This window comes from Labrenzia sp. 5N (genome assembly GCF_012395805.1).
Classification (GTDB): domain Bacteria; phylum Pseudomonadota; class Alphaproteobacteria; order Rhizobiales; family Stappiaceae; genus Roseibium; species Roseibium algicola.
The window spans coordinates 13,816-36,183 of record NZ_JAAZTM010000017.1 but is presented as its reverse complement, the minus strand read 5'-3'; the positions used below and the strand labels follow the sequence as shown (position 1 = coordinate 36,183).

Genomic DNA, 22,368 nt, shown 5'->3' with positions numbered 1-22,368 from the left:
TGGCTGTTCGGTTCAGAGGATCCGGTAGAGTGTCCGGTCACGCCTCAGAACGTGGTGGAACAGTACCGCGCCAATGTGAAGGGCAAACAGTGCCAGCAAAGCCCATGCGCTCCAGGAATGAATGGCCGACAGTGTCCCCGCAATGTCTGGCGACTTGCCGATCGGGCTCCAGACCGGAACCAGTCCGAACCAGCTCAGCGGAAATCCGTGGGCGTTTGTTGCCAGAAACCCGCTGACCGGCATGACGATCAGGAACAGATAGAGAAGCCCGTGAACGACGCTGGCCGCCAGTCGTTCCAGTGCCGGGCCCTCTTCCGCCGGCTTTCGGGCAACAAGCTTGTTGCCGACACGAACCAGCATCAGCCAGAGCACCAGAAAGCCGAAACTTTCGTGCAGCAGGTAGAAATCCAGGGACACATCGCTTTTCACGAACTTGATCACGTAACCCAGTGGCCATGTCGCCAGAACCAAAGCGGCAATCATCCAGTGCAGGATCCTGGTGGTCCCCGCATGACGGCTTTCCGGTCCAAGGGGATGCGCATCGGTTTGCGAAGTCGTTTCCATGGAATTCAGCACTGTCATTGTCCTTTTTATGCCTCAACAGCCCGGGTTCGTTTTGCGCCCGGTTCCTTCACGGTCGGCTGCCCGTCAGGTTCGGGTAGATGGCAACCGTTGTCACCAGCGTTTGAACCCGACACGAGCCCTGTCACCGTCTCTTGTTAGCTCATCCCCTTCCCGGCCTCCTGTGACCAGCGACACTGCCCGAACAGCAGGCGCAAACGGTCTTGACATGAAACCGGGGGAAACAATGCAATGCGGCCCGGGTCCGGCAAGATCAGCGACAACGGATCCAGTATAAATCTGTCAGGCATTCCGGATGGCAAGAGCTTCGCAGGTCAGCGAAGACGGAAGAAGCAGAACCGCTCGACCAGCCGCAAAAGGTCTTTCTGCGAGCGGCAGTTGGCCTTGGCCATTGTATTCTTCAGGTGTTTTCTTGCGGTGTCGAGTGAGATGCCGCGCTCAATGCAATGTTGCGACAGATCCTGCCCGGACGCGATTGCGCCAACCACAAGCTCCTCGGAAGGTGTCAGGCGGAACAATCCGGCAAATTGCCTGATCTCCGATGGGTCCGGCCCATGCTGCATGTGGAGCGGAATACACAGGACAGCCAGCATCGAACCGCCACCACCGATCCCTCCGGGAACGGGCAGGAAGCGGACCCCGATCTGATGATCCGATGTATCGGTGAGCGTAACGGTCTCGCCCGAAGGAACGCTCGAACGGAAGTGAAGGGCATCCAGGGCAAGCGCAAGACGCCGGTTCAAGGCCCTGTCCCGGAAGACAAGACCCCGGCTGCTCATTTTCAGAACCTGTTCTTGCTGCAAGGCTTCGGCCTGATCGTTCGCGAAGACGATCCTGCCCCCTGCGGTCACCAGGATTATCCCTTGCCCGCGTGCCGTCAGGAGATTGCCGAGCGTTTCCGTATTCGCTTTTGCTTCAGCCAGTGTCAGATGGATCCGCAAGGCCTGCCGGGTATGGCCGAGGATCAGCTGCTGAGCCTCGAGCTGATCTTTTTCCCAAGGCTCCTCTTCATAGAGAGAAAAGCCAAGCCAGCTCAAGCGATCGGGCATGGCGAGCTGGGCGCCAGTTACCTCGTAGAGTTCGAAAGGCAGCAGGTTCTCGTGATAGACGGGACTGGCCATCCGCTCTTCGTCGGTCCACAGGAGATCTCCGTGCAGAACTCTTCCGACCGGAGCTTCCAGAATGCGCGGATACCTGACATCAAGCTCTGCGTAAGTGCCCATGTAATCCTTGTGAAAATCAGGATCCATGCGAACCGTGACGAAGAGGTCGTCCCCCGCATTTGTCAGGTTGTTGGAGAAGAAGTGACAACTCTTTGCCTGGAGGGCGTCGGTCACCTCTTCCATCGCCGGCTTCCAGAGCTCCGCCGTAACCGCGGCCTCATAAAGGCCCCGGATGGCAGCGTTCAGTCTTGCCTGATCGACTTTCACCTTGCCCTCGCCGAATGGTTGCACCCTATGACGTATATTCTGCCAAGATCTATTTCAAGAATGTTATGTAGATCACAAAGTTTTCGCGTTCGGCGACTTTCCGAATTCCAACAAACAACAAAAAAGCCGCCGGAGTTATCCGGCGGCTATATTCACCAAAGGTTGCTCTTTTTCGCTATCGCACCAGAATGTTACGGAACTGCCAGGGATCCTTGGTGTCGATATCTTCCTTGTAGAAGCCAGGCCGCCCTTCCAGAGGTGTCCAGTCTGTATAATAGCCTTTGACCGGGCCAAGATACGGCAGCTGAATTTCGAGGCAGCGCTTGTAGTCCATCTCGTCCGTCTCGACGATGCCCGCTTCCGGGTTCTCCAACGCCCAGACCATTCCGGCCAGAACCGCCGAAGTCACCTGCAGACCGGTCGCGTTCTGATACGGCGCAAGGTCCCGGGCCTCCTCGACAGACAGCTGGGAGCCATACCAGTAGGCGTTTTTCTTGTGACCGTAGAGCAGGACGCCAAGTTCATCGATGCCGTCCTGCAGTTCACTTTCGTCGAGAACGTGCAGCGTCTCCTGAACCTTTCCTGCGGAGCCGAACAGTTCATGCAGCGAGAGCACGGCCACGTTCGCCGGATGATAGGCATAGTGGCATGTCGGGCGATAGCTGACCTTCTTGCCGTCGCTCACGGAGAAGTAGTCGGCGATGGAGATTGCTTCATTGTGCGTGACGAGGAAGCCATATTGCGCGCCCGGCGTCGGGCACCAGGTCCGCACACGGGTGTTGGCGCCCGGCTGTTCCAGATAGATCGCCGCCTTGCAGCCTTTCTTGTGCTTCTTGGCGTTCGCAGGCTTCCAGGTTTCATGCGTGCCCCAGCCGAGTTCCGCAGGCTGGAAACCTTCGGAAAGGAAACCTTCCACCGACCAGGTGTTCCAGAACTCGCCGAATGGTTTCGGTTCTTTGGCCCGCTGAGTGTCACGCTCGGCAATATGGATGCCCTTGACACCCACCTTCTTCATCAGCTTGGCCCAGCCCTTCTGGCTGGACGGTTCCTTGAACTTGACGCCGGTATCGGTCGCGATATCCACCAGCGCCTTCTTCACGAACCAGGAGACCATGCCGGGATTGGCGCCGCAGCAGGAAACTGCCGTAGTGCCGCCAGGATGTTTCTTCTTTTCGCGTCGTACGGCCTCTCGCAGCGCATAATTGGTCCGGTCGGCTGCCGTTGCGGTGTCGTCGAAGTAGAACCCCGGCCAGGGTTCGACCACAGTATCGATATAGAGCACGCCAAGCTTGCGGCAGAATTTCATCAGGTCCAGCGATGAAGTGTCGACAGACAGATTAACGACAAAACCCTGCCCCTCGCCCTCCGTGAGCAAAGGCGTGAGTATGTCCTTGTAGTTTTCAGGCGTCAGGGCGACTTTTTCGAACCGGTATCCCCGGTCGGTCACCAGCTTGGCATCGCCATCAACCGGGTCGATGACGGTAAACCGGCTCTTGTCGAATTTGAAATGACGCTCGATCAGCGGCAGCGTTCCCTTGCCGATGGAACCAAGACCGATCATCACAAGCGGGCCGGTGATCGTTCCGTGAACAGCGCCTGCTGATGCAGTGGAACCTGCTTTCGGTTCAGCGGCCTTCGAAGCTGCTGCCTTCGGTGCTGACGCTTTAGGAGCGGCTGTCTTCGCCTTAGAAGCATTCGCTGCTTCCGGTTTCACCGGAGCCGCTTTTTTGGCAGCCGGCTTGGCTGGCGCTTTTGCCGCAGCAGGTTTCGGTGTCCTGCTTGTCGAAGGTTTTGTGGCCGCCACAGACTTTGCGGGCGCTTTCGCGTCAGCTGCCTTGGTGGCGGAGGCGGACGGCTTGTTGGTTGCGGGTTTCACAGCAGCAGGCTTTGCAGAGGCTGTTTTGGCCTGAGATTTTGCAGCAGCCGGTTTCGCAGCCGCCGATTTCGCAGCCGCCGGTTTCGCGGCAGCAGGTTTCGCGGCAGCAGGTTTGGCGGGCGCAGCCTTCGCTGCAGCCGATTTTGCAGACGATGATTTGGCAGGTGTGGATTTGGAGCTTGCCGGCTTTGCCGATGCGGCTCTGGAAGCAGGCGTACGCGATGTGGTCTTGCGCCGTGTTGTTGGCTTTGCGGCAGCTTTTACCGCCGGCTTCTTCGGCGCACCGTCGTTGGTGTCGTCGGTCATATGCGTAACTCCAATCCTATCCGATATGCCGCCCACATCGCTTCCAGAGGGTCCGGCCCGTTGGGAAATCCTTCAAACAGCAAGGCGCACTTATTGCGCCTTTGTTAGGTGTGGCTGGTTTCTGCAGGAATTTCAAGTCTACTCGGTGAAAGCCCGTTCAAGGAAAGACAAATGACCGTCTCAACCCTGTTATTTTTAAACAAACAAGCCTGTGCTTAAAAAACAAGAGACGGCGGCGAAAAACTTCGCCGCCGTCTCCAAGTCTAAAGCTTCAAATTGCTTGCGAAACCGAGAAGACGTCTTCCCGGGCAGCCGGCACTGCCATCGGATCCAGTACACCGCATGCCGAAAGCACACCCTCCAGGCCGTCAATGTGCCCTGGAGTGAACTCCAGTGCGAGGAAACGGTGATAGTCCACCGGTCCCGGCATCCCGACCTTGTCGAGAAGGCCCGCAGCAAAACCGAAGCGGGTATAATACGGCTGATCGCCGACCAGGATCACGGATCCATGGCCAAGCACGGCAGCCTGGTTGAGGGCGTGCCGCATCAGGCGGTCTCCGACCTTCAGTCCCCGGCAAGCCGGATCGACGGCAAGGGGTCCGAGCAACAGGCTTTGCGAGCCGTTGCGGTCCGCCACAGACCAGAGCCTTACCGTGCCAACGAGCTTGCCAGATTCGTCGATTGCAGAAAATGCGAAGACCGGAAGCCGGCCTTCACGCAGACGCTCGGAGGTTTTCCTGAAGCGGTCCTCGCCGAAACAAAGGTCAAGCAGACCCTCGCGGGCGCCGGTGTGATCCGGCGCCTCGTCCACAATATCAATCATGGCACTTGCCTCAGATGACGAAGGACGCCAGCGGCGCGAAGCCGTTGAAGCCGACCGTGGAATAGGTCGTGGTGTAGGCACCACAGGCCTCGATCAGCACCTTGTCGCCAATGGACAGGCTCACCGGCAGTTCGTACGGCGTCTTTTCGTAAAGAACGTCGACGCTGTCGCAGGTCGGGCCGGCCAGCACGCAAGGTGCGGTGGTGTCGCCGTCGCGCGGGGTGCGGATCGGATAACGGATCGCCTCGTCCATGGTTTCGGCCAGGCCGTGGAACTTGCCGATATCGAGATAGACCCAGCGTACTTCGTCGCTTGCGGATTTGCGGGAAATCAGCACGACTTCAGCTTCGATCATGCCGGCATTGCCGACCATGCCGCGGCCCGGCTCGATGATGGTAGACGGCAGACGGTTGCCGAAGTGCTTGCACAGCGCCTGGAAGATCGCTTCGCCGTATGTCGAAACGCCCGGGACGTCCTTCAGGTAACGGGTCGGGAAGCCCCCACCCATGTTGACCATTTTCAGTTCGATGCCGCGGAGCGCCATTTCCTGGAAAACGCCTGCTGCCATGGCGAGAGCGAGATCCCACGCCGTGAGGTTGGCTTGCTGGGAGCCGACATGGAAGGAAACGCCATGGGCGACAAGGCCGAGCCGGTGCCCGTGTTCGAGGACGTCGGGCGCCATTTCGGGGTCGCAGCCGAATTTGCGGGAGAGCGGCCACTCGGCGCCGACACCGTCGCACAGGACGCGACAGAAGATTTTGGAGCCAGGGGCAACGCGGGCGATTTTTTCAACTTCTTCGACGCAGTCGACGGCGAAGAGGCGGACGCCATACTGATAGGCACGCGCAATATCCTTCTCCTTCTTGATCGTGTTGCCGTAGGAAATGCGGTCGGCGGATGCGCCGGTTGCCAGCACCATTTCGATTTCGCCGACGGAGGCGCAATCGAAGGAGGAGCCGAGGCTTTCCAGGAGCGACAGGATTTCAGGTGCCGGGTTGGCTTTCACTGCGTAGTAGACGGAGGTGTCCGGCAGGGACTTGGCAAAAGCTTCAAAGTTGTCGCGCACGATGTCGAGATCGACAACAACGCACGGGCCATCTTCGTCACGTCGGCGGAGGAAATCGCGGATACGGTCGCTCATTGGGGGGCTCCCCTCTTTCTCAATCTCAGCCGCAGGCGCGCTAATCCTTGGCGTGCGCGCTGCGTTCACGTCGCAGGGTGCTGCAATGCGCACCGGGCCTCCCCCGGGATGGAACCGGAGGCCGGGTTGACTGCAGCGACGGTTGGGCTATGCGACTGCCAAGCAGCACAAAGCTTTCCCGCGTCGGGAAATGCCGTTGATTGGATCGGGAGAACCGAACCGCACGTCGGGCAATGATGTAACAAGTGCCTCTTCAGTGACGCCGGAGGTTGGAAACCCCGGCAGAGACCAAAAAAGCCCTCTTACGTCGTTGCTTTAAGCCGTCCGGATCTCAACTGCCCCGCCCCTTGGCGGATTGTCTGGCAGCGGCCCCTTAAGAGATGTCTTGTTGAACATCCCATGGACGACCACGGGCACGTGCGAATTTGGGCAAGGCGTATATGCGCCCGTTCGCCCCCCGATGCAATAGGAAATTTTCAGTTGCAGAAGGTTTTTTTCACGCTGAACCGGACGAGTGGTCTTCAGAGCCGAAAGCCTTGCCTGGCCTTAACTATTTGCTAAAAATTGTGACAGTCCCGGCAGACGTTTCGCGGTGCCTTGCACGGTCCCTTGGATGCCGACCGGCATTGACTTGCCAGCCCTCGAGGGTCAGACAGCAAATCACCACTTACCGGACCAAACGGACCGCTCGTGAAAGGCCAGCGCATGAAGATCGGAAAGCTTGACCACGTAAATCTTCGCACCACGCGGCTCGACGAACTGATCGCCTGGTATGGCGACATTCTCGGGATGGAACCCGGACCGCGTCCCGATTTTTCCTTTCCAGGTGCCTGGCTCTACGCGGGTAACGATGCGGCCATTCATCTGGTCGGCGTTGAGGGGCCGGAAGCAAACGGATCCGAAGCCAAGCTGAAACTGGAACATTTCGCCTTCACCGCTTCCGGACTGGAGGCTTTCGAAGCAAGACTGAACGAGCGCGGCGAACGTTATCGCCGCTCCGTTCAGCCCGGCACGGGGACGGTTGCCATCAACGTCTGGGACCCGGACGGCAACCATATCCATGTCGACTTCACCCCGGAAGACTGAGTACCGGATCGAAACGCCCGGATCGCCCTCAGAAGGCTTCAAAGTGGATCCGCTTCTGCGAAACACCAAGCTGTTCCAGCCCGGACTTCAGATCTGCCAGGAAGGCAGACGGACCGCACAGGAAATATTGCGTCTGCAGTTTGGGTGACAAGTCCAGCAGATCTTGTGCCGTTATCCGGCCGACCGCATCATAATCCTGACCTGAAACGTCCGAAGGCTGTGGGCGGCTATAACGGATCTCGTGCCGAATGTTCGGCCTCCCCGCCGTCAGGCTTTCGACTTCCTGCCGGAAGGGATGATGATCGCCATCCCTGACACTCTGGACGAACCACACGGGCCGGCTCCCATCCTCACCTGCCAGATGATGCAGCATGCTCAGGAGCGGCGTGATACCGATGCCCGCACTTGCCAGCACCACCGGGTCATTCGTCTCCGGCAGCGAAAAATCGCCAGCCGGCCTTCCAGCGTCTATGTATCCGCCAACCTGAAGCACGTCATGCAGGAGACGTGAGACAAGTCCGTTCGGCTCGCGCTTCACGGATATTCGATAGCGGCCTTCGGATGGATCGCCGGAAAGCGAATAGCTTCGCTGGATCTTGCCATGGCCGGCAGGAAGGCTGAGTTCGATCGGCAAATGCTGACCGGCCTTGAACGAAGGCAAAGCTCCCTCGTCGCGAGCCTCGAACACAAACGACGTCACGTCGGAACTTTCCCGGATTTTCTCGGCGAGCCTCAACGACCGGATTGCCGATGCATCTTTCTGCCAGCGCAAATGCAAGACCGACGTCAGCTCAACGATTTCGTCGACCTCGAAGGACACGAGTTGACGTGCACCAGGCACTTTCGCCACTTCTTCCGCATCCCAAACGATCGTTGCCCGGCCGGTCACCTGCAACAGGTTGCCGCTTGCAAAATCCAGGAACAACAGCCCTGTTCGCGCATCCGCCAGAATGTTGCCGAGCGTGTTGTAGAACCTGTTGCCCGCATAGTCCGGGAAGATCAGCCGGCGATCATCCAGAACATGCACGAAGCCGCGTTCACCACCCCGGTGAGACACGTCCATGCCGAAGGCCTCGTCATCGCCCTCTCCCCGGTAGCCGGTTGCGATGAAGAACGTATCGGCAGACCTGATCCACGCCGTTTGCGCCGCGCTCAGACGCGATCCACGAACAGCTTCTCCCGAGGCAGCTTCCGTGCTCCAACGCACATCCCGTGCCCGGATATATTGCGGGCAATTTCCGAACGACTGCCCGACAGCAAACCGGAAACCGTCGGACCCTGCTGACGCGACTGTCCCGTTGACGCGGTTGCGCCGCCGGGTCGCAAGTTCGATCCCGATGAAACCGACATCCGCACCTGCGACAAATGCCTCTTCCAGGGCGTCTCCTGCGACAGGACGCGCTGAAATCGTCAACGACCCGGGATCGGGTGAGCGTACAAATCCGGGCCAGCCCTCCAGCACGGTCGCCCAGGGGCGACCGGCAGCATCGCGCGCCGAGGCGATCATGAATGGCTGGTCCTCGAAGAAGGCCCGATGCTGATCAGGCATGAAGCCGCGGATGGCACCACGCGCCCAGCGCTCCACATCCCTGTCGCCAAGTCGTTCTTGCACCTGGCGTTCGCCGTCATGAAACGGAGAAGGGATGACCGTCCGGTTTGCAGTCTCATCGATCTCAGCCATCGTCAAATCCTTTCAGTACCTTCAGGAACGCTAGACGCAGGCCCTTGCTCGCAAGGACCTGCAGTTCGGGGAAACGTTACGCGGCAAGGCCTGCCTTGGTAGCCGGCATGGCCACAAAGCCCGGCAAATCCTCGATGCGCTTCAAAAGACCGCGGATGCGCGGATAGGGCTCCAGCGAAACGTTGCCTTCCGGCGCATGCGCCGTGTAGCTGTAGATGGCGATGTCGGCGATCGTCGGCCGATCGCCAACGAGCCACTCGCGGCCGTCCAGATGGGCTTCCAGGTTATCGAAAGCCACCTTGGCGACAGACTTCGCACGTTCCGGATCAAGCGGCCGTCCGAAGACCGTGATCAACCGCGCCGCACCCGGGCCGCTGGCAAGTTCACCGGCGGCAAAGGCCAGGAAGCGATGAACTTCCGCTTCCAGATACGGATCTGTCGGCAGCCAGTCCGGCGCATATTTGCGTGCCAGGTAGACGAGGATCGCGTTGGAGTCAGAGAGCACGGTCGAACCATCTTCGATGACCGGAACCAGGCCCACCGGATTGAGTTTCAGGAACGGATCGCGTTTGTGCTCGCCATTGGCCAGGTCGACCTCGACCAGCTCGTAGTTGATGCCGGTGAGGCTGGAAAAGAGTTCCACCCGGTGGCAGTGACCGGAGAGCGGAAAACGGTGGATCTTGATTGCATTGGACATCGCCAGCTTCCTCTTGCCTTGAAGGATCTTCCTGCGGCCGAAGCGTTTTGGTCCGGTCCGCTGCCTGCAATATGCCTCCTGACCTGAATGGAAATAATCTTCGAATTCATTCAATGATTATGTACAAATAGGGGATAAACAGCTGACGGGAGCAGGACCCGCCGAGGACAATAGTGATGGACAAGATCGAAACCATGCGAGCCTTCATTGCCGTCGCACAGGAAGGATCCTTCACAAGCGCGGGGCGACGGCTGGGCCTGTCGACCAAACTTGTCAGCAAATATGTCCAGCATCTGGAAGGCCAGTTGAAGACCCAGCTTTTCAACCGGACCACGCGCAGCGTGTCACTGACTGATGTGGGCGCAGCCTATCTGGAACATTGCCGGCCGATCCTGGAGCAGATCGATGATCTGGATTCGCTTGTGCGTGAACGTCAGGGCGCCCTGGCCGGCCAGATCAGGCTGACGGCACCGACAGGCTTCGGCAGCACGAGGCTGAGCGAGGCGCTTGTCCCTTTCCTGCGCAAGCATCCGGATGTCGAGGTGGATATGCGCCTGACCGATCACCGGCTTGCCCTGGTGGAGGAAGGCCTCGACCTGGCGATCCGCATCGGAGCCTTGCGGGATTCCACACTGATCGCTCGCAAGCTGGCCGGCATGCCGCTGGTTCTTTGTGCCTCACCGGATTATTTGAAGCGGCACGGCAGACCGCAGGACCCAAGAGCCCTTTCAACCCATGTCTGCCTTGTCGACAGCAATCAGACCGAACTCAACACCTGGCGGTTTCATTCCGGGCACGAAGAGCAGGTCATCCGGCTGCATGGTGCCGTCCGCTCCAACTCACCCGGAGCCCTGGCCCGTATGGCAATGGGCGGTCTCGGCCTCACAATCGCGCCGCTCTATGCCATCGAGGACGCCCTGGCAGACGGACGGCTTGAGCACGTGCTGCCGGAATACAAGACCGACACGTTCGGCCTCTATGCACTCTACCCGCCCAACCGGCACCTGACTCGCCGTGTGCGTGCACTGCTCGATCATCTGGCCGCAGTGTTCAGTTCCCGCTGGCCGGACTGATGGCAGGCGGCCTCACCGGAAAGGAGAGCTCGAAGGTTGCGCCACTGGCCCCCGGCAGCAGTCGGATCGCTGCACCATGGGCCTTCAGGAGCGCCTGGACGATGCCAAGCCCCATGCCGGTGCCCCCGCTTTGCCGCCGGGTGGTGAAGAAGAGTTCGAAGACCTGGTCCTGATTGCCTTCGGAAATACCGTCACCATCGTCTTGCACCTGAACCGTCAGGCCTTTCTCGTCGGGCACAGCAACAATCGATACCCTGGACGCGGCGTGGCGACGGGAGTTGTCGATCAGGTTTTCAAAAACAATCCGGGCGTTTTCCGCCGACATCGGCAAATCCGTCTCGCCGGACAGGTCGATTTCGAGTCCTTCGAAACGCCTCCTGAGCGCGGTGACAACCTCGCTCAGCCGGCAACTCCCGCCGATCTCGACGCTGTCGGCCCGGGCGAGATCACGAAGCCGGTTCAAGAGCTTCGAGGCACGTTCGGTATCGTGCAGGATATTGCTCAGGAACTTCTCCCTGTCCGCATCGCTCAGCTCCGCCCCTTCATCCTTCAACAGCTCCGCCGCTCCCTGGATAGAGGTCAGCGGCGTTTTCAATTCGTGGGTCACGTGGTTGGCGAAGGTGGAGATATAGTCGTTCCGATCGAACAGCTTGCGCGACATGTCCAGCATGCTTTCTGAAAGCGCATGGATTTCGCGGTTGCCGTGAATGGCAAGCGGCACCAATGCCTCCCGCTCGCCATTACCGATCGCCAGAGAACGTCGGGTCAGTGCCTTGATCGGTCCGGTGATGGCGCGTGCGAAAATGAACCCGACGACAAAAGTCGCAGCCAGCACAAAGACCACGACCCAGAAGACGGCCTCGCGCTTAACGAACATTTCCTTAAGGATGTTGCTGGGTGTGCGCGAGGCATAGACAACGCCCGCGACCCGGTCGCTCACGATAATCGGCATCGCGACAAAAACGCGAACGCTGGTTCCCCGGCTGATGGAATAGATCGGCTGCGGATTGTCGACGATGCGCTCGCGCAGCGCACTGGCATAATGTCCCGTAAGCGCTCTTTTGATCTCCTCCACATGGGCAAGCGACAGGCCGATATCCTCACGCCCAGCGATGATCACACCATTGAAATCCAGCACCCGGAATCCGGCTAGGGTCTTCTTCTGAGTTTCCTGCAGGATGCGGTCCACAGCTTGTCCGGCACTCAGGTATTCGAGAAGCGGTGGTTCGGCAGCCGGCCGTGGCGCCCCTCTCCCGGGCAAGACATTTGTGCGCGTGAGATCGAGTTCCGGAAGTTGCGGCGTCCAGCTTCCGCCCGGGTTTCGCAGATAGATGCTGCGACTGCCAGGCACCTCAGTAGCCTTCGCAACCTCCGGCCCCAAAGGCAGGTCGGCGCCACCGATCTCCTCAAGGCGCTGCGCCATTGCCGCGGCAATTGCCGCCGACTGCCCGATCAGCTCCGCTTCTGTCGTCTCGATGAGCTGGTTTTCATAGACGCGAAAGAAAGCGACACCTGCGAGAGGCACCAGCAGCATGATGCCAAGAACACCCGCCACCACGAGCGACAGTGGCGGACGCCATTTGTCTCGGAAGGTGCGCGACAGGATCATCCGCCGTTTCCATTCTCGACCCGGCAGGGCCCAAGCCGGAATCCGACGCCGTGCACGGTCTCGATGGCATCGCCGCATCCAGCGGTTCCAAGCTTGGCGCGGATGTTGCGGATGTGGCTGTCGATGGTGCGATCGGAGACGTGGATATTGTCCCGGTAGGCATTCTGGAGGATCTGCTCGCGGGTAAAGACGATCTTCGGCCGGGCCAGCAGGGTAGCCAGGATATCGAACTCGATGGCCGTGAGCGTGACAGGCGTTCCATCGACTGTCACATGGCGCTGCGACCGGTCAAGTTCGACTGCACCGAAACGCAGCGCAGGCAAGTCTTCGACCGTTTCGGCAGCCGAGGGGGCGCCGTAGCGCTTCAGGATCGCGCCGACGCGGGCGATCAGTTCGCGCGGGCTGAAGGGTTTGGTCACATAGTCATCGGCGCCCAGCTCCAGGCCGACGATCCTGTCGATCTCGTCATCGCGTGCCGACAGAAACAGGATGGGTACCTCCGACGTGCGGCGCAGGTGCCGGCAGACGTCCAGCCCGTCCATTTCCGGCAGGCCGATGTCCAGAACGATCAGGGACGGATTGCATAAAAGCGCCTTGTCGAGCGCTTCCTTCCCGTCAGCGGCAACTTCGAACACATAGGACGCTTTTTGAAGCGCGAAACAGATGACGTCCCGGATATGCGGGTCGTCATCGACAACAAGAATGGTTTGACCTGGCAAATGTCTCTTCCCGAAAAATGGCTCCCGCAGTTGCCTGCGGGAGCGTTACCAATAGCGAAGCACGGATCAGGTTTCCAGCCACCAACCATCCCGGCGCAACGTACGGGGCAAGGCAAGATCCAGCTCGCCAGACGCAGCTTCCTCGTCGCGTGACCGGAACCCCCGAACCCTTTCCCGCAACTTGCGGAAGCTATTTGCCAGTTTAAGCCGGAACCGGGCAGCCACAGCCAGGAGGACCAGCATCACTCCCAATATGCCTTCCGGTTCCGGCGCGGAACTGCCGGAAAGGTTCAAGGACGGATAGGCATTGGTCGAAACGCCTGGAACCTGCGGCAAGGGCACGTTTCGGTGAGAGGCGGTTGCCGGTGCGCCGTTCACCACCTTTTCTGAGACGGCGACAAAGGACGTGAACCGGGTCTGAAGCGAATAGGTCAGGCCCAGATCGACGATTTCGTGCTTCAGTTGCGTGTCAGCGCTGCCACCGATCGTATAGGCACGCTCCTTGTCGAATATCTGCTCGCGCGCCCAGATCAGCGGCAGGGCCCGGCTGGAAACCGCACTGCCATCGACAGAAGACTTCAGGTCGATTTCAAGCGGCAGTCTGGCAGCATGTCCGTTGACCAGACCGTTGATGAAAATCGTATGCTTGCCGCCGGCAGCGTATCGCCCCATCACGCGCACCGAGCCGCCTTCGAACAGATCGGGTATCCTGGCCGGGCTCTGTCCCTCGACCTTGAGACCGTTCCAGTCGATGGTGATGTCTGTCAGGAGCGGTGTCTTCAGGTTTGCGGCAAGGCTTTTGGCAGCTTCGCCCGCGTCTTCTCCCAAAGCCACATAGCGGGCATAGCCCCTGCCCTCCGTGGCCATCGCATCCAGCAGAAACCGGTTGACCGAGTTGCCGACGCCGAAGGCATAGATACGCGCCTTGCCGACACGGCTCGCGACACTCGAGATCACGGTCGCCTCGTCGCCGATATAACCGTCGGTCAGAAAGACAACGATGCGTGTGGTGTTTTCCGGTTGTGCCTGATCAAAGGCGGTGTTTACGGCCTGGTTGATTTCCGTCCCGCCACCGGTCGAAAGGCCAGCCACGAACTTCAAGGCCTGCCGCTTGTTTCGCTCCGTTGCCAGAACGGCATTTCCGGCAAATTGGGAAGTGTTATCGGAAAAGCGGAGGATGCGGAAATAGTCATCAGGGCGCAGAGACCTGATCGCTGCCGTCATGAAGGTCTTGCTCGCTTCGATCGGCTGCCCGCTCATGGACCCGGATGTATCCAGCACGAAGACAAGCTCGCGCTGGCCAATCATGTCTTCAGCCGGCAGTTTCGGCGGCTCGATCAGCAGCGAAAAATAGCCCCCGCCATCGGCTTCGTACCGGGACGAGACACCGGCAGCAACATCGCTCTGTGCGGCAAGCTCATAACGCAAAACGAAATCCCGATTGTCGATGGCCCTGCCGGACTTGAAGCGGACTGTCCGCATTTCGCCCTGGCTTGAAACCTCCAGTGCATGGGTATCGCTCGACAGCCGCGAGACAGGCATTGGTGCCTTGAGAGCAAGTTCCAGCGACACCCGCCTCGGATCGATTTCCTTCGGAGCATTCTGCCCGATGACCTCCGGATAGGCCGGAAGCTTGTCAATCTGCCAGCCGGAGACTGTTTCACTGTGCTTGAAGGCAGCAGGTTTCGCAGAGACGGGTTCATCGCTCGCATATTCGGTATCGCCGTATCCGTGACTATCGTCCTCCGGCGCACTCTTGTCCGCGATGTTTTGCGAATGCTTCAGGGCAGCTTGCCCGCCCAGCCCCTCGTAACGCGGCCCCACAACCATCGGCATTACAAGCTCATAGGCGCCGTCGATCTTGGGGACGGTCTGGGCGTATTCCAGTGTCACCTTCACCGGGCGACCGGGCATGAGATGCGCAATATCCTGGGTGAACATGTTGGGCCGGTGCTGCGTCAGAAGGGCAGCGGCCTTGCCTTCCCGCTTCGCCTTCTCGAAGGTTGCCTTGGCATCTTCCTTCTTCTTCATCCGCGCCACGATGGTCTCGCCGTCGAGATCCATCCGCATGGCGTGAATGGCCGCCTTCTGGTTCAGCGGAAACAGGTAGGTCGCGTTAAGTGGCAGCTGGGTCGGGTTCAGGAAGGTCTGCGTCAGTTCCACATGGGCAACATCGCCGTCAACCTCGACCTTGTAATCGGCCTTCAGAAGCGGCAGATGGATCTCCTTGCCACCGGCAGTGGCAACCACGGTGCCGGACAGATCGTCGAGGTCTGGCTCAGCTGAAGCCGGCAGCGCTGAAAGCGTGCCAAGGACGATGGCCAGTGAGGCTGCCAAAGTGGCTTTCAGAGTTGGTTTTAGAGAAATGGCAGACGCCAATGGGGACAGGAACGTCATATGCGTTTCTCCTTTTGGGCAGGGAAAATACCGGAAGTGCGGGTGTTGAGATCGAGCGCAGCCCCTGCGGCGGCCTCAAAGGCGGCGCGTTGCGGCTCGTCTAGTGTCCACGGGGTAATTCGCTGAATGCTGGTCCAGGTGGTGCCGGGCCGTTTCAGCCACAGCCAGATCGCCTCGGCGATGTTGTGGGTCGTCTCGCCGGTGCTGGAGGTAAAGGTGACGGCAACGCGCCAGTCACCTCCGGTTTTCGACCGGGCCCGGTAGAGCGCTGTCGGAACCGGTTCGAAACGGCTGCCGAGAAAGGTCACATCGAAGCCCAGCCCGCGCAGGCAATCGTCCGGGGCGTGCAGATGGCGCAGCGGCGAAGAGGTGTGCACCAGCGTCAGTGCCATCGGCCCGTAGCGCCGCTTCTGGGCGTGGCCACCGTATTGCCGGAAATATTGCTCCTCGATCGGCAACAGCGCTTCATCGACACCGACCTCACCTGCCAGTGTCAAAGGCAGCGGCTGAGGTCGGGACGAAGCCGAGACATCAAGCGCGTGCCTCGGCAGGCTGACGATGAACAAGGCAAGGCTCAGGAACACCAGAGCAGACATCTTCTGCAAGGGCCGCGACATCACCGGCAAGCTGAAGACAGCCCGGGCAGCGCGCCACTCAGCAGGACGTGGCTTGTAGAACGCCAGCACCGGTGCCATCGACAGAAGAAGCGTCAGATAACCGATAATGTCGTGAAGCGGCTGCGCCATGACATCGGCCTCCAGGACACTTTCCGGATAGGCAATGCCGACGGCAAGCAAAGCGATGCGCAGAGAATTGCCGATCAGAGCCAGCCCGAGCGCAATGCCAATCCAGAGCACGGCAGTCAGCAGGTTCGGCCGGTAAAGCGCAGTCAGGATGACCAGAAAGGCCATGGCGAGCATCAGCCCGGATGTGCCCGAGCAAGGCAGGTCCACCAGAACGTCCTTGCCGGCAAGTCCGATCCGGATGCCTGAGCACGAGAGATCCGAAAAGAAGAGGCCGAGACCGCCGCAGGAAAGCTTGGCCGACAGTTCCTGCAGCGGATAGCCGAGCAGCCGTTGCAGAATGCGCTCGACCGGCAGAGTGAACAGAAACAGGACGGACAGCCAGAAGGGGGAAACGGCACGCTGCCTCTCCCCTGTCCGCAATAGGGTCGCCAGCGCGAAGACATCAATTGCCAGCGCCACCCCGCCGATCACGTTGATCGCCAGAACCTGGCTTGCCAGCCGGATCAGCGCCGCCGCCAACAGGAGCAGCACTGCCATTTGCCGGTGCCCGATCGAGTTCTGCCGAACCGGGCTCGTCATCGACCAGAGCACCAGGGCTGCCACCGCGACCAGATAGAGCGCGCCGGTGGATGGGTAGGACGGGTCAGTCCATGTGCCGATCAGCCAGCGCAGCGGCTCGTAGGCAAGAAGCAGCGAGGCCAGGAGGAAGGCCAGTGAGGTCGGGGAAGAGGTTGCCAGGCGGGTCATGGCACCTGTTGTGCCAAGCCCGCTTGCAGGCCATTGTCAGCCTATGTGCAGATTTTGCGCATTTTGCCGGACGACAGGCCGGAAACGCCCGCGCCGGTGGCCTTGCCCCAGGAAACGATGACCGGTCGTTCCAACCCGTCCAGGGGCATAATCCTGCAGGCGATGCCAAATACGGAAGAGACGGTCGCTTCTGTCAGCACTTCAGTTGTCGGACCATTGGCGGCGATCCGTCCCTTTTCGAACAGCACAACGTGATCGGCGTAGCGCATGGCCATGTTGAGATCATGCAGGACAATGACGAAGCTTCGGTCCTCGGAGCGGCTCAGGTGCTTGACGAGGTCCAGCAACTCAAATGCATGGGCAATATCCAGATGGTTGGTCGGCTCGTCCAGAAAGATCCGGGGCGCATCCTGCGCCAGTGTCATGGCAACCCAGGCACGTTGCAGCTGCCCGCCGGAAAGCTGGGCGAGAGCCCGGGTTTTCAGCTCGGTCATTTCGGTGATTTCAAGCGCACGGTCGCAGGCAGCCCTGTCCGCTGCCGATGGCCCGCCGAACCGGCTTCGATGCGCAAACCGCCCCATCAGCACCAGATCCTCAACCGAAAGATCCGACGGTGCATCGGGCGACTGGGACAACATGGCGACCTGGCGCGCAAGATCCTTCTGCGACCAGTCGCCAAGAGCCCTGCCTGCGATTTCCACATTGCCGGCATCTGGCCGGTGCAGACCGCGCATCACTTTCAGGGCCGTCGATTTGCCGCTGCCGTTCGGTCCGCAAAAGGCAATGATCCTGCCGTCGGGCAGGTCGAGACAGACCTCGTTCAGCGCAGGGGCGCCGTCATATGCGGCACTGACACGATCGAGACTGGCCAGAGTGTCAGGCATGGGATTGCCGTCCTTTTACAAGCAGATAGAGAAACAGCGGCGCACCGACGAGCGCAGTCAACGCGCCTGCGGGCAATTCCAGCGGCGGTGCGATGATCCGGGCCAGCGTGTCGGCTGCCAGCACCAGGAAGCTCCCGGTCAGAGCCACGGAAACCAGATATCCGGACCGGAACTGACCGTGGAAGATCCGTGCAACATGCGGCGCGACCAGACCGACAAAACCAATGGCACCGACATGGGCCGTTGCGATGGCCGTCAGGAAAACGGCAACTGCCAGCAGGCAGAACTGGGCCTTGTCCAGCGACAGGCCGGTCACGGCAGCGCTTTGAGGATCAAGTACGAGTTGCCGAAGTGTGAGCCGTTGCCACAGCAACACCGGAATGATTGCGACAAGGCCGAGACCGACCGCCAGAACGTCCTGCCAGTGGGCTGCACCAACCGAGCCCGTCAGCCAGGTCAGTGCCTGACTTGCCCTGTAGACAGGCCCGAGAATAATCAACAGCGTGACCGCGGCCTTTGCGAGTGCCGCCAGGGCAATACCGTACAAGATGATCTTCAGCGGCTTGCTGCCTGCCCGATCGAGCGATGCCAATGCGATCACCAGGGCACCGAAGACGGCCGCCCCGGCGATGGCGGCCATAGGCTGCCAGTGAATGGAGACGGTCAGATTGTTCGCTTGATCGGAAAACAGCCACAAGAACAGCACGACGCCAACCGCCGCGCCGTCGGTAATGCCCAGAACCGAGGGCGACGCCATGGGATTGCGCACGACCCGCTGCAGCAAGGCACCCGCAAGGGCAAGCGCCGCTCCGGCCAGTATGGCAAGGGCAACACGGGGCAAGCGGAGGGTCCAGACGATTACTTCATCCATGCGGCTGCCTTGCCCGGCCAGCGCCGCGACAACACGTTCCGGCGGCATGAAGCTGGACCCGATGCCCGTTGCTGCCAGCGTCAACGCAAAAACGAGCAGCATGACCGGCAGCAGCCTGAAAAGTGGAAATGCGCCTGCCATCACGCTGCCAGCCCTTTCCGCCTGTGAAGCAGATGTACCAGCATCGGCACACCGACAAGCGCAAGAACGGCACTCATCGGCGCTTCACCGGGCGCAACGACAATACGCGCAAGAATATCGGCAAGGACTGCGATCAGGGCACCGGTCAGAACGGAAAGCACGATCAACTGCCGTGTCGACGGCAGGGCGCCGTCGGTCAGACGCCGGGCAAGATGCGGGGCAACCAGCCCCAGAAACAGCACCGGCCCCGCCATCGCCACCGCGCCCGCCGCAAGCAGGGCAGCAAGCCCGAGCGCCCTCAATCGGACTGCGCCAACATTGACACCCACAGACCGGGCACTGGCATCGTCGAGGCGCAGCACATCCAGCGGTGTTGCCAGAAGAAGGCTGCCTGCGACCCCGATGGCAAGCAACGGCAACCCGAGTTGCAACAACCCGATCGGCCTGTCGGAAAAACTGCCCGACAGCCAGAACAGCAGTGTCTCAAGAGCGCTTTCGTCGATCAGCAGCAAGGTCTGCGTGAACGACGCCAGCAGCGCGGCGACGGTAAATCCGGCCAGCAATGTGGTTGCCGGATTGCCTGCACCGCCAGTGGACGCTGAAATCGAAAAAACCAGGGCCGTTGCCGCCAGCGCGCCCATCACTGCTGCCATGCCGATACCGGCAAGACTTGCCACGCCGAAGACCGTCACCCCGAAGGTCACGAACAGCGCACCGCCTGCATTGACCCCGAGCAGTCCCGGTTCAGCCAGCGGATTGCGCGTAACCGATTGCATCAACAGGCCGGAAAGGCCGAGAGAGGCCCCGCAAACCAAGCCGATCGCGGTTCTTGGAAGACGCAACGTCGTCACAATCAGCGCATCTGCGCCCTCCACCCCCAAGAGCGCGGAAAGGACCGTATGAGGCGCATAGAAGGTTAATCCGGCATGCAGGCTGAAAATGACAGCCGCGCACAGCGCCAGACACAATGCAATCGCCGGCCGCCTCATGCGCCCTCTCCCCTCCGATTGACAAATCAACGGCCCGTCCATACACGGGTTTAATACTGGAGGCAAATATTCAACTTTTTGGAGTCGTTCTAATGAAGATCTGGTCACGCCTGCTGTGCGCCCTGCCGCTGTTTGCAATGCTCGCATCAGCCCCTGCGATTGCTCGCGATGTCACCGACAGCATGGGCACCGTCACGGTTCCGGACGCCCCGAAACGGATTGTTGTCCTTACCAATGAAGGCACGGAAGCGATGCTGGCACTGGGAGTGACGCCAGTGGGCGCGGCCAATTCCTGGAATGGCGATCCCTGGTGGGACCATATTTCCGATGCCATGGACGGAGCAGAACCTGTCGGCAAGGAAAGCGCGGTGAACCTGGAACTGATCGCGGCTCTGGAGCCCGACCTGATCCTGGCAAACAAGCAGCGGCACGAGGAAATCTATCCGCAGCTGACTGCAATCGCCCCGACCGTCATGTCCAAGGAGCTTCGTGGTGACTGGAAAATCAACTTCCGCCTCTATGCCGAAGCGCTCGGTAAGGAGCAGGAAGCGGATGCAGCCATCGACGATTACGATGCTTCAGTCGCAGACCTTCGCGAGAAACTTGGTGACCACCTCAACGAGGAAGTTTCCGTGATCCGTTTCGTGCCCGGCCAGATCCGCATCTATCAGCTCGACAGTTTCTCCGGTGTGCTTTTGAAAGACATCGGCTTCCACCGGCCGGCAAACCAGAATGTGGAAGAATTTGCCATCCGCACCGGCAAGGAGAGCATTCCGGATATGGACGGCGACCGGATCTTCTATTTCACCTATGACTCTGGCGATGGCAAAGGCACGTCTCTGGAAGAAGAAGTGCTTGCCGATCCGTTGTGGCAGTCCCTGTCCGCCGTCAAGGCGGGCAAGGTGCATCAGGTCAGCGATGCGATCTGGAACACCGCCGGTGGCATTCTGGCCGCAAAGCTGATGCTTCACGACATTGCCGGCATTTACGGCCTCGACTAGAAAAACGTTCGGCTTCCGCTTGAACGGAAGCCGTTCCCCCACAGGCACCGCCCTGAGATTGCGGATAAGCGGGTTCTCACCGGCACCGACCGGTTGCCTTGCTGTCCGTCATTGAAAACAGAAGGGTAAGCCATGACCACCGACACTTCCTCGCAGCTGCGGCTCGGCCGCATCGCCGCAACACTGGGCGTCAGCGATATTGAACGTTCCCGTACACTCTACCGGGAAATCTTCGGCCTGGAAAAAGTGTTCGAAAACGGCAGTCCGGTTGGCTTCATGATCCTGAAGAAGGACGAGGCCGAATTGCACCTGACACTCCAGAAAGGTTACCGGGCTCCGCCATTCAATCAGGCCCACATCATGGTGTCCGACGCGGACGCCGCCTGCCGGGCCTGCGAGCGCCATGGTTTGCGCATCGTCAAGCGCCTCCAGAACAAGGACTACGGCCTCAGAGCCTTCGTCTTCGCCGATCCGGACGGCAACCGGATCGACGTTGCCGAGGAAATCTGACCTGGCCGACCCGCTATCTGGTCGCCAGCTGGTGGGCGGCGAATTCGCCCATCAGCTTCATGAAGTCTTCCGGCGGCGGAAAGCCTTCATAACGGTGCCTGGCAGGCGTTTCCGCCCAAGGCAACTTGCTGGCAGTCATTGTTTCCATGAAAGGTTCTGTCCAGTGGAGGTCGTCGAGCAGGACCGAGCGGACATTGACGATTTCGTCGTACCCGGGAATACGCGTGAACATCCAGGTCTTGCAGTCCGGGCAGAAGTAATGATCCGCCTCAGGTCCCTGCAATCCCCCTTTGACCGGCGTACCTTCGGTCACCTTGAACGAGGGCGCCGGCATGATCGCAGTCAGGGAATAGGCGCTGGAACTCATTTGCTGGCACCCTCTGCAATGGCAGGCACAGGTGATCAGCGGCGGCGCGGATACCTCGAAGCTCGTGTGACCACAACGGCATGTCCCCTTGAGTGAAAAAGTCTCTTGCGTCATGTCCGGCTCCATCTGGTTCGGCTGGCCGTTTGGCCATTGGCGACGGCAACTTGCAGAGGTTCGCGTCTCCTTTCAAGTGTCTTCTGGCCTGTGGCAATTGCTGACGAGCCTGGCCAGAACATTCACCACAAGGCTGTAATCAGCCTCGGAGATTCCCTGCATCGCCTTTCTCCGCAAGGCGGTTTGGCGTTCCACCGCACTTCTGTGGACGTCCCTGCCCTTGTCGGTAAGCCGCCAGAAATCTTCCTCGGACCGAAGAAGCCGCCGGTCTGCAAGACTGATCAGAACCTTGTGCAGGTCCCTTACCTCCAGCATGGGATCAAAGGTCTCTCTCAGCCGACCAAACGACATTCCTGCTGCACTTTCGGCAAGCGTATTGAGCACCTGCCAGTCGGCTCGCTCAAGCCCCAGGTCAGACTGGATGGCCTCGATCGCCTTGGTAAGACATCTATCGGCAGAGCGGATCCAGTACCCGATCGGGCGCGTGGAACCCTGCGTTTCAAATGGGATCGTCATGACATGCTCCCTCGACTTCGCAAACGCGAAGGGGGCGGCATCTCCGCCGCCACAGTCGGGGG

At 60.1% G+C, this 22,368-nt stretch carries 20 protein-coding genes; 4 read left to right on the top strand and 16 right to left on the bottom strand.

Annotated elements, in window-relative coordinates:
- Positions 1-12: 12 nt before the first annotated feature.
- The 5 genes from HEP89_RS18730 to HEP89_RS18710 all read right to left on the bottom strand — a co-directional run bounded on the left by HEP89_RS18730 (position 13) and on the right by HEP89_RS18710 (position 6,158).
- Complete coding sequence (locus tag HEP89_RS18730; protein WP_168692824.1) at positions 13-564, bottom strand: cytochrome b; 552 nt, start codon at positions 562-564, stop codon at positions 13-15.
- Positions 565-896: 332 nt separating this feature from the next.
- Complete coding sequence (locus HEP89_RS18725; RefSeq protein WP_168692766.1) at positions 897-2,012, bottom strand: hypothetical protein; 1,116 nt, start codon at positions 2,010-2,012, stop codon at positions 897-899.
- A 175-nt stretch (positions 2,013-2,187) separates the two neighbouring features.
- Positions 2,188-3,573, bottom strand: a complete 1,386-nt coding sequence (locus tag HEP89_RS18720; RefSeq protein WP_023000941.1) for a homospermidine synthase — start codon at positions 3,571-3,573, stop codon at positions 2,188-2,190.
- A gap of 892 nt (positions 3,574-4,465) precedes the next feature.
- The gene (locus HEP89_RS18715; RefSeq protein WP_168692765.1) at positions 4,466-5,017 is read right to left on the bottom strand and encodes an N-acetyltransferase; all 552 of its coding nucleotides are present in this window, start codon (positions 5,015-5,017) and stop codon (positions 4,466-4,468) included.
- A gap of 10 nt (positions 5,018-5,027) precedes the next feature.
- Positions 5,028-6,158: a type III PLP-dependent enzyme gene (locus tag HEP89_RS18710; protein WP_152506242.1), complete on the bottom strand. Its 1,131-nt coding sequence runs from the start codon at positions 6,156-6,158 to the stop codon at positions 5,028-5,030.
- Positions 6,159-6,863: 705 nt separating this feature from the next.
- Here HEP89_RS18710 and HEP89_RS18705 point away from each other — a divergent pair.
- Positions 6,864-7,244: a VOC family protein gene (locus tag HEP89_RS18705; protein ID WP_168692764.1), complete on the top strand. Its 381-nt coding sequence runs from the start codon at positions 6,864-6,866 to the stop codon at positions 7,242-7,244.
- Positions 7,245-7,272: 28 nt separating this feature from the next.
- Here HEP89_RS18705 and HEP89_RS18700 read toward each other — a convergent pair whose 3' ends face one another.
- On the bottom strand, positions 7,273-8,925 hold the full coding sequence (locus tag HEP89_RS18700; protein WP_168692763.1) for a pyridoxamine 5'-phosphate oxidase family protein: 1,653 nt from the start codon (positions 8,923-8,925) through the stop codon (positions 7,273-7,275).
- 76 nt (positions 8,926-9,001) lie between these two features.
- Positions 9,002-9,622, bottom strand: coding sequence for a glutathione S-transferase (locus tag HEP89_RS18695; RefSeq protein WP_023000935.1), 621 nt, complete (start codon positions 9,620-9,622; stop codon positions 9,002-9,004).
- A 176-nt stretch (positions 9,623-9,798) separates the two neighbouring features.
- Between HEP89_RS18695 and HEP89_RS18690 the strand changes: the two genes are divergently transcribed.
- Positions 9,799-10,695, top strand: coding sequence for a LysR family transcriptional regulator (locus HEP89_RS18690; protein ID WP_168692762.1), 897 nt, complete (start codon positions 9,799-9,801; stop codon positions 10,693-10,695).
- Here HEP89_RS18690 and HEP89_RS18685 read toward each other — a convergent pair.
- The 7 genes from HEP89_RS18685 to HEP89_RS18655 all read right to left on the bottom strand — a co-directional run bounded on the left by HEP89_RS18685 (position 10,673) and on the right by HEP89_RS18655 (position 19,798).
- A complete protein-coding gene (locus HEP89_RS18685) occupies positions 10,673-12,304 on the bottom strand; it encodes a histidine kinase dimerization/phospho-acceptor domain-containing protein (RefSeq protein WP_168692761.1) in 1,632 nt (543 codons plus the stop codon). The genes HEP89_RS18690 and HEP89_RS18685 overlap by 23 nt on opposite strands.
- On the bottom strand, positions 12,301-13,023 hold the full coding sequence (locus HEP89_RS18680; protein WP_168692760.1) for a response regulator transcription factor: 723 nt from the start codon (positions 13,021-13,023) through the stop codon (positions 12,301-12,303). The genes HEP89_RS18685 and HEP89_RS18680 overlap by 4 nt, the downstream gene beginning before the upstream one ends.
- Positions 13,024-13,089: 66 nt before the next feature.
- Positions 13,090-15,420 (bottom strand): VIT and VWA domain-containing protein, encoded by a 2,331-nt coding sequence (locus HEP89_RS18675; RefSeq protein WP_168692759.1) that lies wholly within the window; start codon positions 15,418-15,420, stop codon positions 13,090-13,092.
- Complete coding sequence (gene xrtT, locus HEP89_RS18670; RefSeq protein ID WP_168692758.1) at positions 15,417-16,913, bottom strand: exosortase T; 1,497 nt, start codon at positions 16,911-16,913, stop codon at positions 15,417-15,419. The genes HEP89_RS18675 and xrtT overlap by 4 nt, the downstream gene beginning before the upstream one ends.
- 41 nt (positions 16,914-16,954) lie before the next feature.
- The gene (locus HEP89_RS18665) at positions 16,955-17,797 is read right to left on the bottom strand and encodes an ABC transporter ATP-binding protein (protein ID WP_168692757.1); all 843 of its coding nucleotides are present in this window, start codon (positions 17,795-17,797) and stop codon (positions 16,955-16,957) included.
- Complete coding sequence (locus HEP89_RS18660) at positions 17,790-18,809, bottom strand: iron ABC transporter permease (RefSeq protein ID WP_209014767.1); 1,020 nt, start codon at positions 18,807-18,809, stop codon at positions 17,790-17,792. The genes HEP89_RS18665 and HEP89_RS18660 overlap by 8 nt, the downstream gene beginning before the upstream one ends.
- Positions 18,809-19,798, bottom strand: a complete 990-nt coding sequence (locus HEP89_RS18655; protein ID WP_168692755.1) for an iron ABC transporter permease — start codon at positions 19,796-19,798, stop codon at positions 18,809-18,811. Before HEP89_RS18655 ends, HEP89_RS18660 begins: the two co-directional genes overlap by 1 nt.
- A 92-nt stretch (positions 19,799-19,890) precedes the next feature.
- Here HEP89_RS18655 and HEP89_RS18650 point away from each other — a divergent pair, with 92 nt between their 5' ends.
- Both HEP89_RS18650 and HEP89_RS18645 read left to right on the top strand, forming a co-directional pair.
- Entirely contained in the window at positions 19,891-20,799 is a 909-nt protein-coding gene (locus HEP89_RS18650) for an iron-siderophore ABC transporter substrate-binding protein (protein ID WP_168692754.1), read from the top strand.
- A gap of 132 nt (positions 20,800-20,931) precedes the next feature.
- Entirely contained in the window at positions 20,932-21,309 is a 378-nt protein-coding gene (locus tag HEP89_RS18645) for a VOC family protein (RefSeq protein WP_023000925.1), read from the top strand.
- Positions 21,310-21,322: 13 nt separating this feature from the next.
- On the opposite strand, the gene HEP89_RS18640 is transcribed toward HEP89_RS18645, so the two are convergent.
- Together HEP89_RS18640 and HEP89_RS18635 are read right to left on the bottom strand one after the other, a co-directional pair.
- On the bottom strand, positions 21,323-21,790 hold the full coding sequence (locus HEP89_RS18640; protein WP_168692753.1) for a GFA family protein: 468 nt from the start codon (positions 21,788-21,790) through the stop codon (positions 21,323-21,325).
- Between the two features lie 72 nt (positions 21,791-21,862).
- Positions 21,863-22,306 (bottom strand): MarR family winged helix-turn-helix transcriptional regulator, encoded by a 444-nt coding sequence (locus tag HEP89_RS18635; RefSeq protein ID WP_168692752.1) that lies wholly within the window; start codon positions 22,304-22,306, stop codon positions 21,863-21,865.
- Between the last annotated feature and the right edge of the window lie 62 nt (positions 22,307-22,368).

Bases quoted from the DNA above. Each gene is read 5' to 3' on its own strand.
- HEP89_RS18730 (WP_168692824.1), bottom strand. From the start codon at position 564: ATGGAAACGACTTCGCAAACCGATGCGCATCCCCTTGGACCGGAAAGC.
- HEP89_RS18720 (WP_023000941.1), bottom strand. From the start codon at position 3,573: ATGATCGGTCTTGGTTCCATCGGCAAGGGAACGCTGCCGCTGATCGAG.
- HEP89_RS18715 (WP_168692765.1), bottom strand. From the start codon at position 5,017: ATGATTGATATTGTGGACGAGGCGCCGGATCACACCGGCGCCCGCGAG.
- HEP89_RS18710 (WP_152506242.1), bottom strand. From the start codon at position 6,158: ATGAGCGACCGTATCCGCGATTTCCTCCGCCGACGTGACGAAGATGGC.
- HEP89_RS18705 (WP_168692764.1), top strand. From the start codon at position 6,864: ATGAAGATCGGAAAGCTTGACCACGTAAATCTTCGCACCACGCGGCTC.
- HEP89_RS18700 (WP_168692763.1), bottom strand. From the start codon at position 8,925: ATGGCTGAGATCGATGAGACTGCAAACCGGACGGTCATCCCTTCTCCG.
- HEP89_RS18695 (WP_023000935.1), bottom strand. From the start codon at position 9,622: ATGTCCAATGCAATCAAGATCCACCGTTTTCCGCTCTCCGGTCACTGC.
- HEP89_RS18690 (WP_168692762.1), top strand. From the start codon at position 9,799: ATGGACAAGATCGAAACCATGCGAGCCTTCATTGCCGTCGCACAGGAA.
- HEP89_RS18685 (WP_168692761.1), bottom strand. From the start codon at position 12,304: ATGATCCTGTCGCGCACCTTCCGAGACAAATGGCGTCCGCCACTGTCG.
- HEP89_RS18675 (WP_168692759.1), bottom strand. From the start codon at position 15,420: ATGACGTTCCTGTCCCCATTGGCGTCTGCCATTTCTCTAAAACCAACT.
- xrtT (WP_168692758.1), bottom strand. From the start codon at position 16,913: ATGACCCGCCTGGCAACCTCTTCCCCGACCTCACTGGCCTTCCTCCTG.
- HEP89_RS18665 (WP_168692757.1), bottom strand. From the start codon at position 17,797: ATGCCTGACACTCTGGCCAGTCTCGATCGTGTCAGTGCCGCATATGAC.
- HEP89_RS18660 (WP_209014767.1), bottom strand. From the start codon at position 18,809: ATGGCAGGCGCATTTCCACTTTTCAGGCTGCTGCCGGTCATGCTGCTC.
- HEP89_RS18655 (WP_168692755.1), bottom strand. From the start codon at position 19,798: ATGAGGCGGCCGGCGATTGCATTGTGTCTGGCGCTGTGCGCGGCTGTC.
- HEP89_RS18650 (WP_168692754.1), top strand. From the start codon at position 19,891: ATGAAGATCTGGTCACGCCTGCTGTGCGCCCTGCCGCTGTTTGCAATG.
- HEP89_RS18645 (WP_023000925.1), top strand. From the start codon at position 20,932: ATGACCACCGACACTTCCTCGCAGCTGCGGCTCGGCCGCATCGCCGCA.
- HEP89_RS18640 (WP_168692753.1), bottom strand. From the start codon at position 21,790: ATGACGCAAGAGACTTTTTCACTCAAGGGGACATGCCGTTGTGGTCAC.
- HEP89_RS18635 (WP_168692752.1), bottom strand. From the start codon at position 22,306: ATGACGATCCCATTTGAAACGCAGGGTTCCACGCGCCCGATCGGGTAC.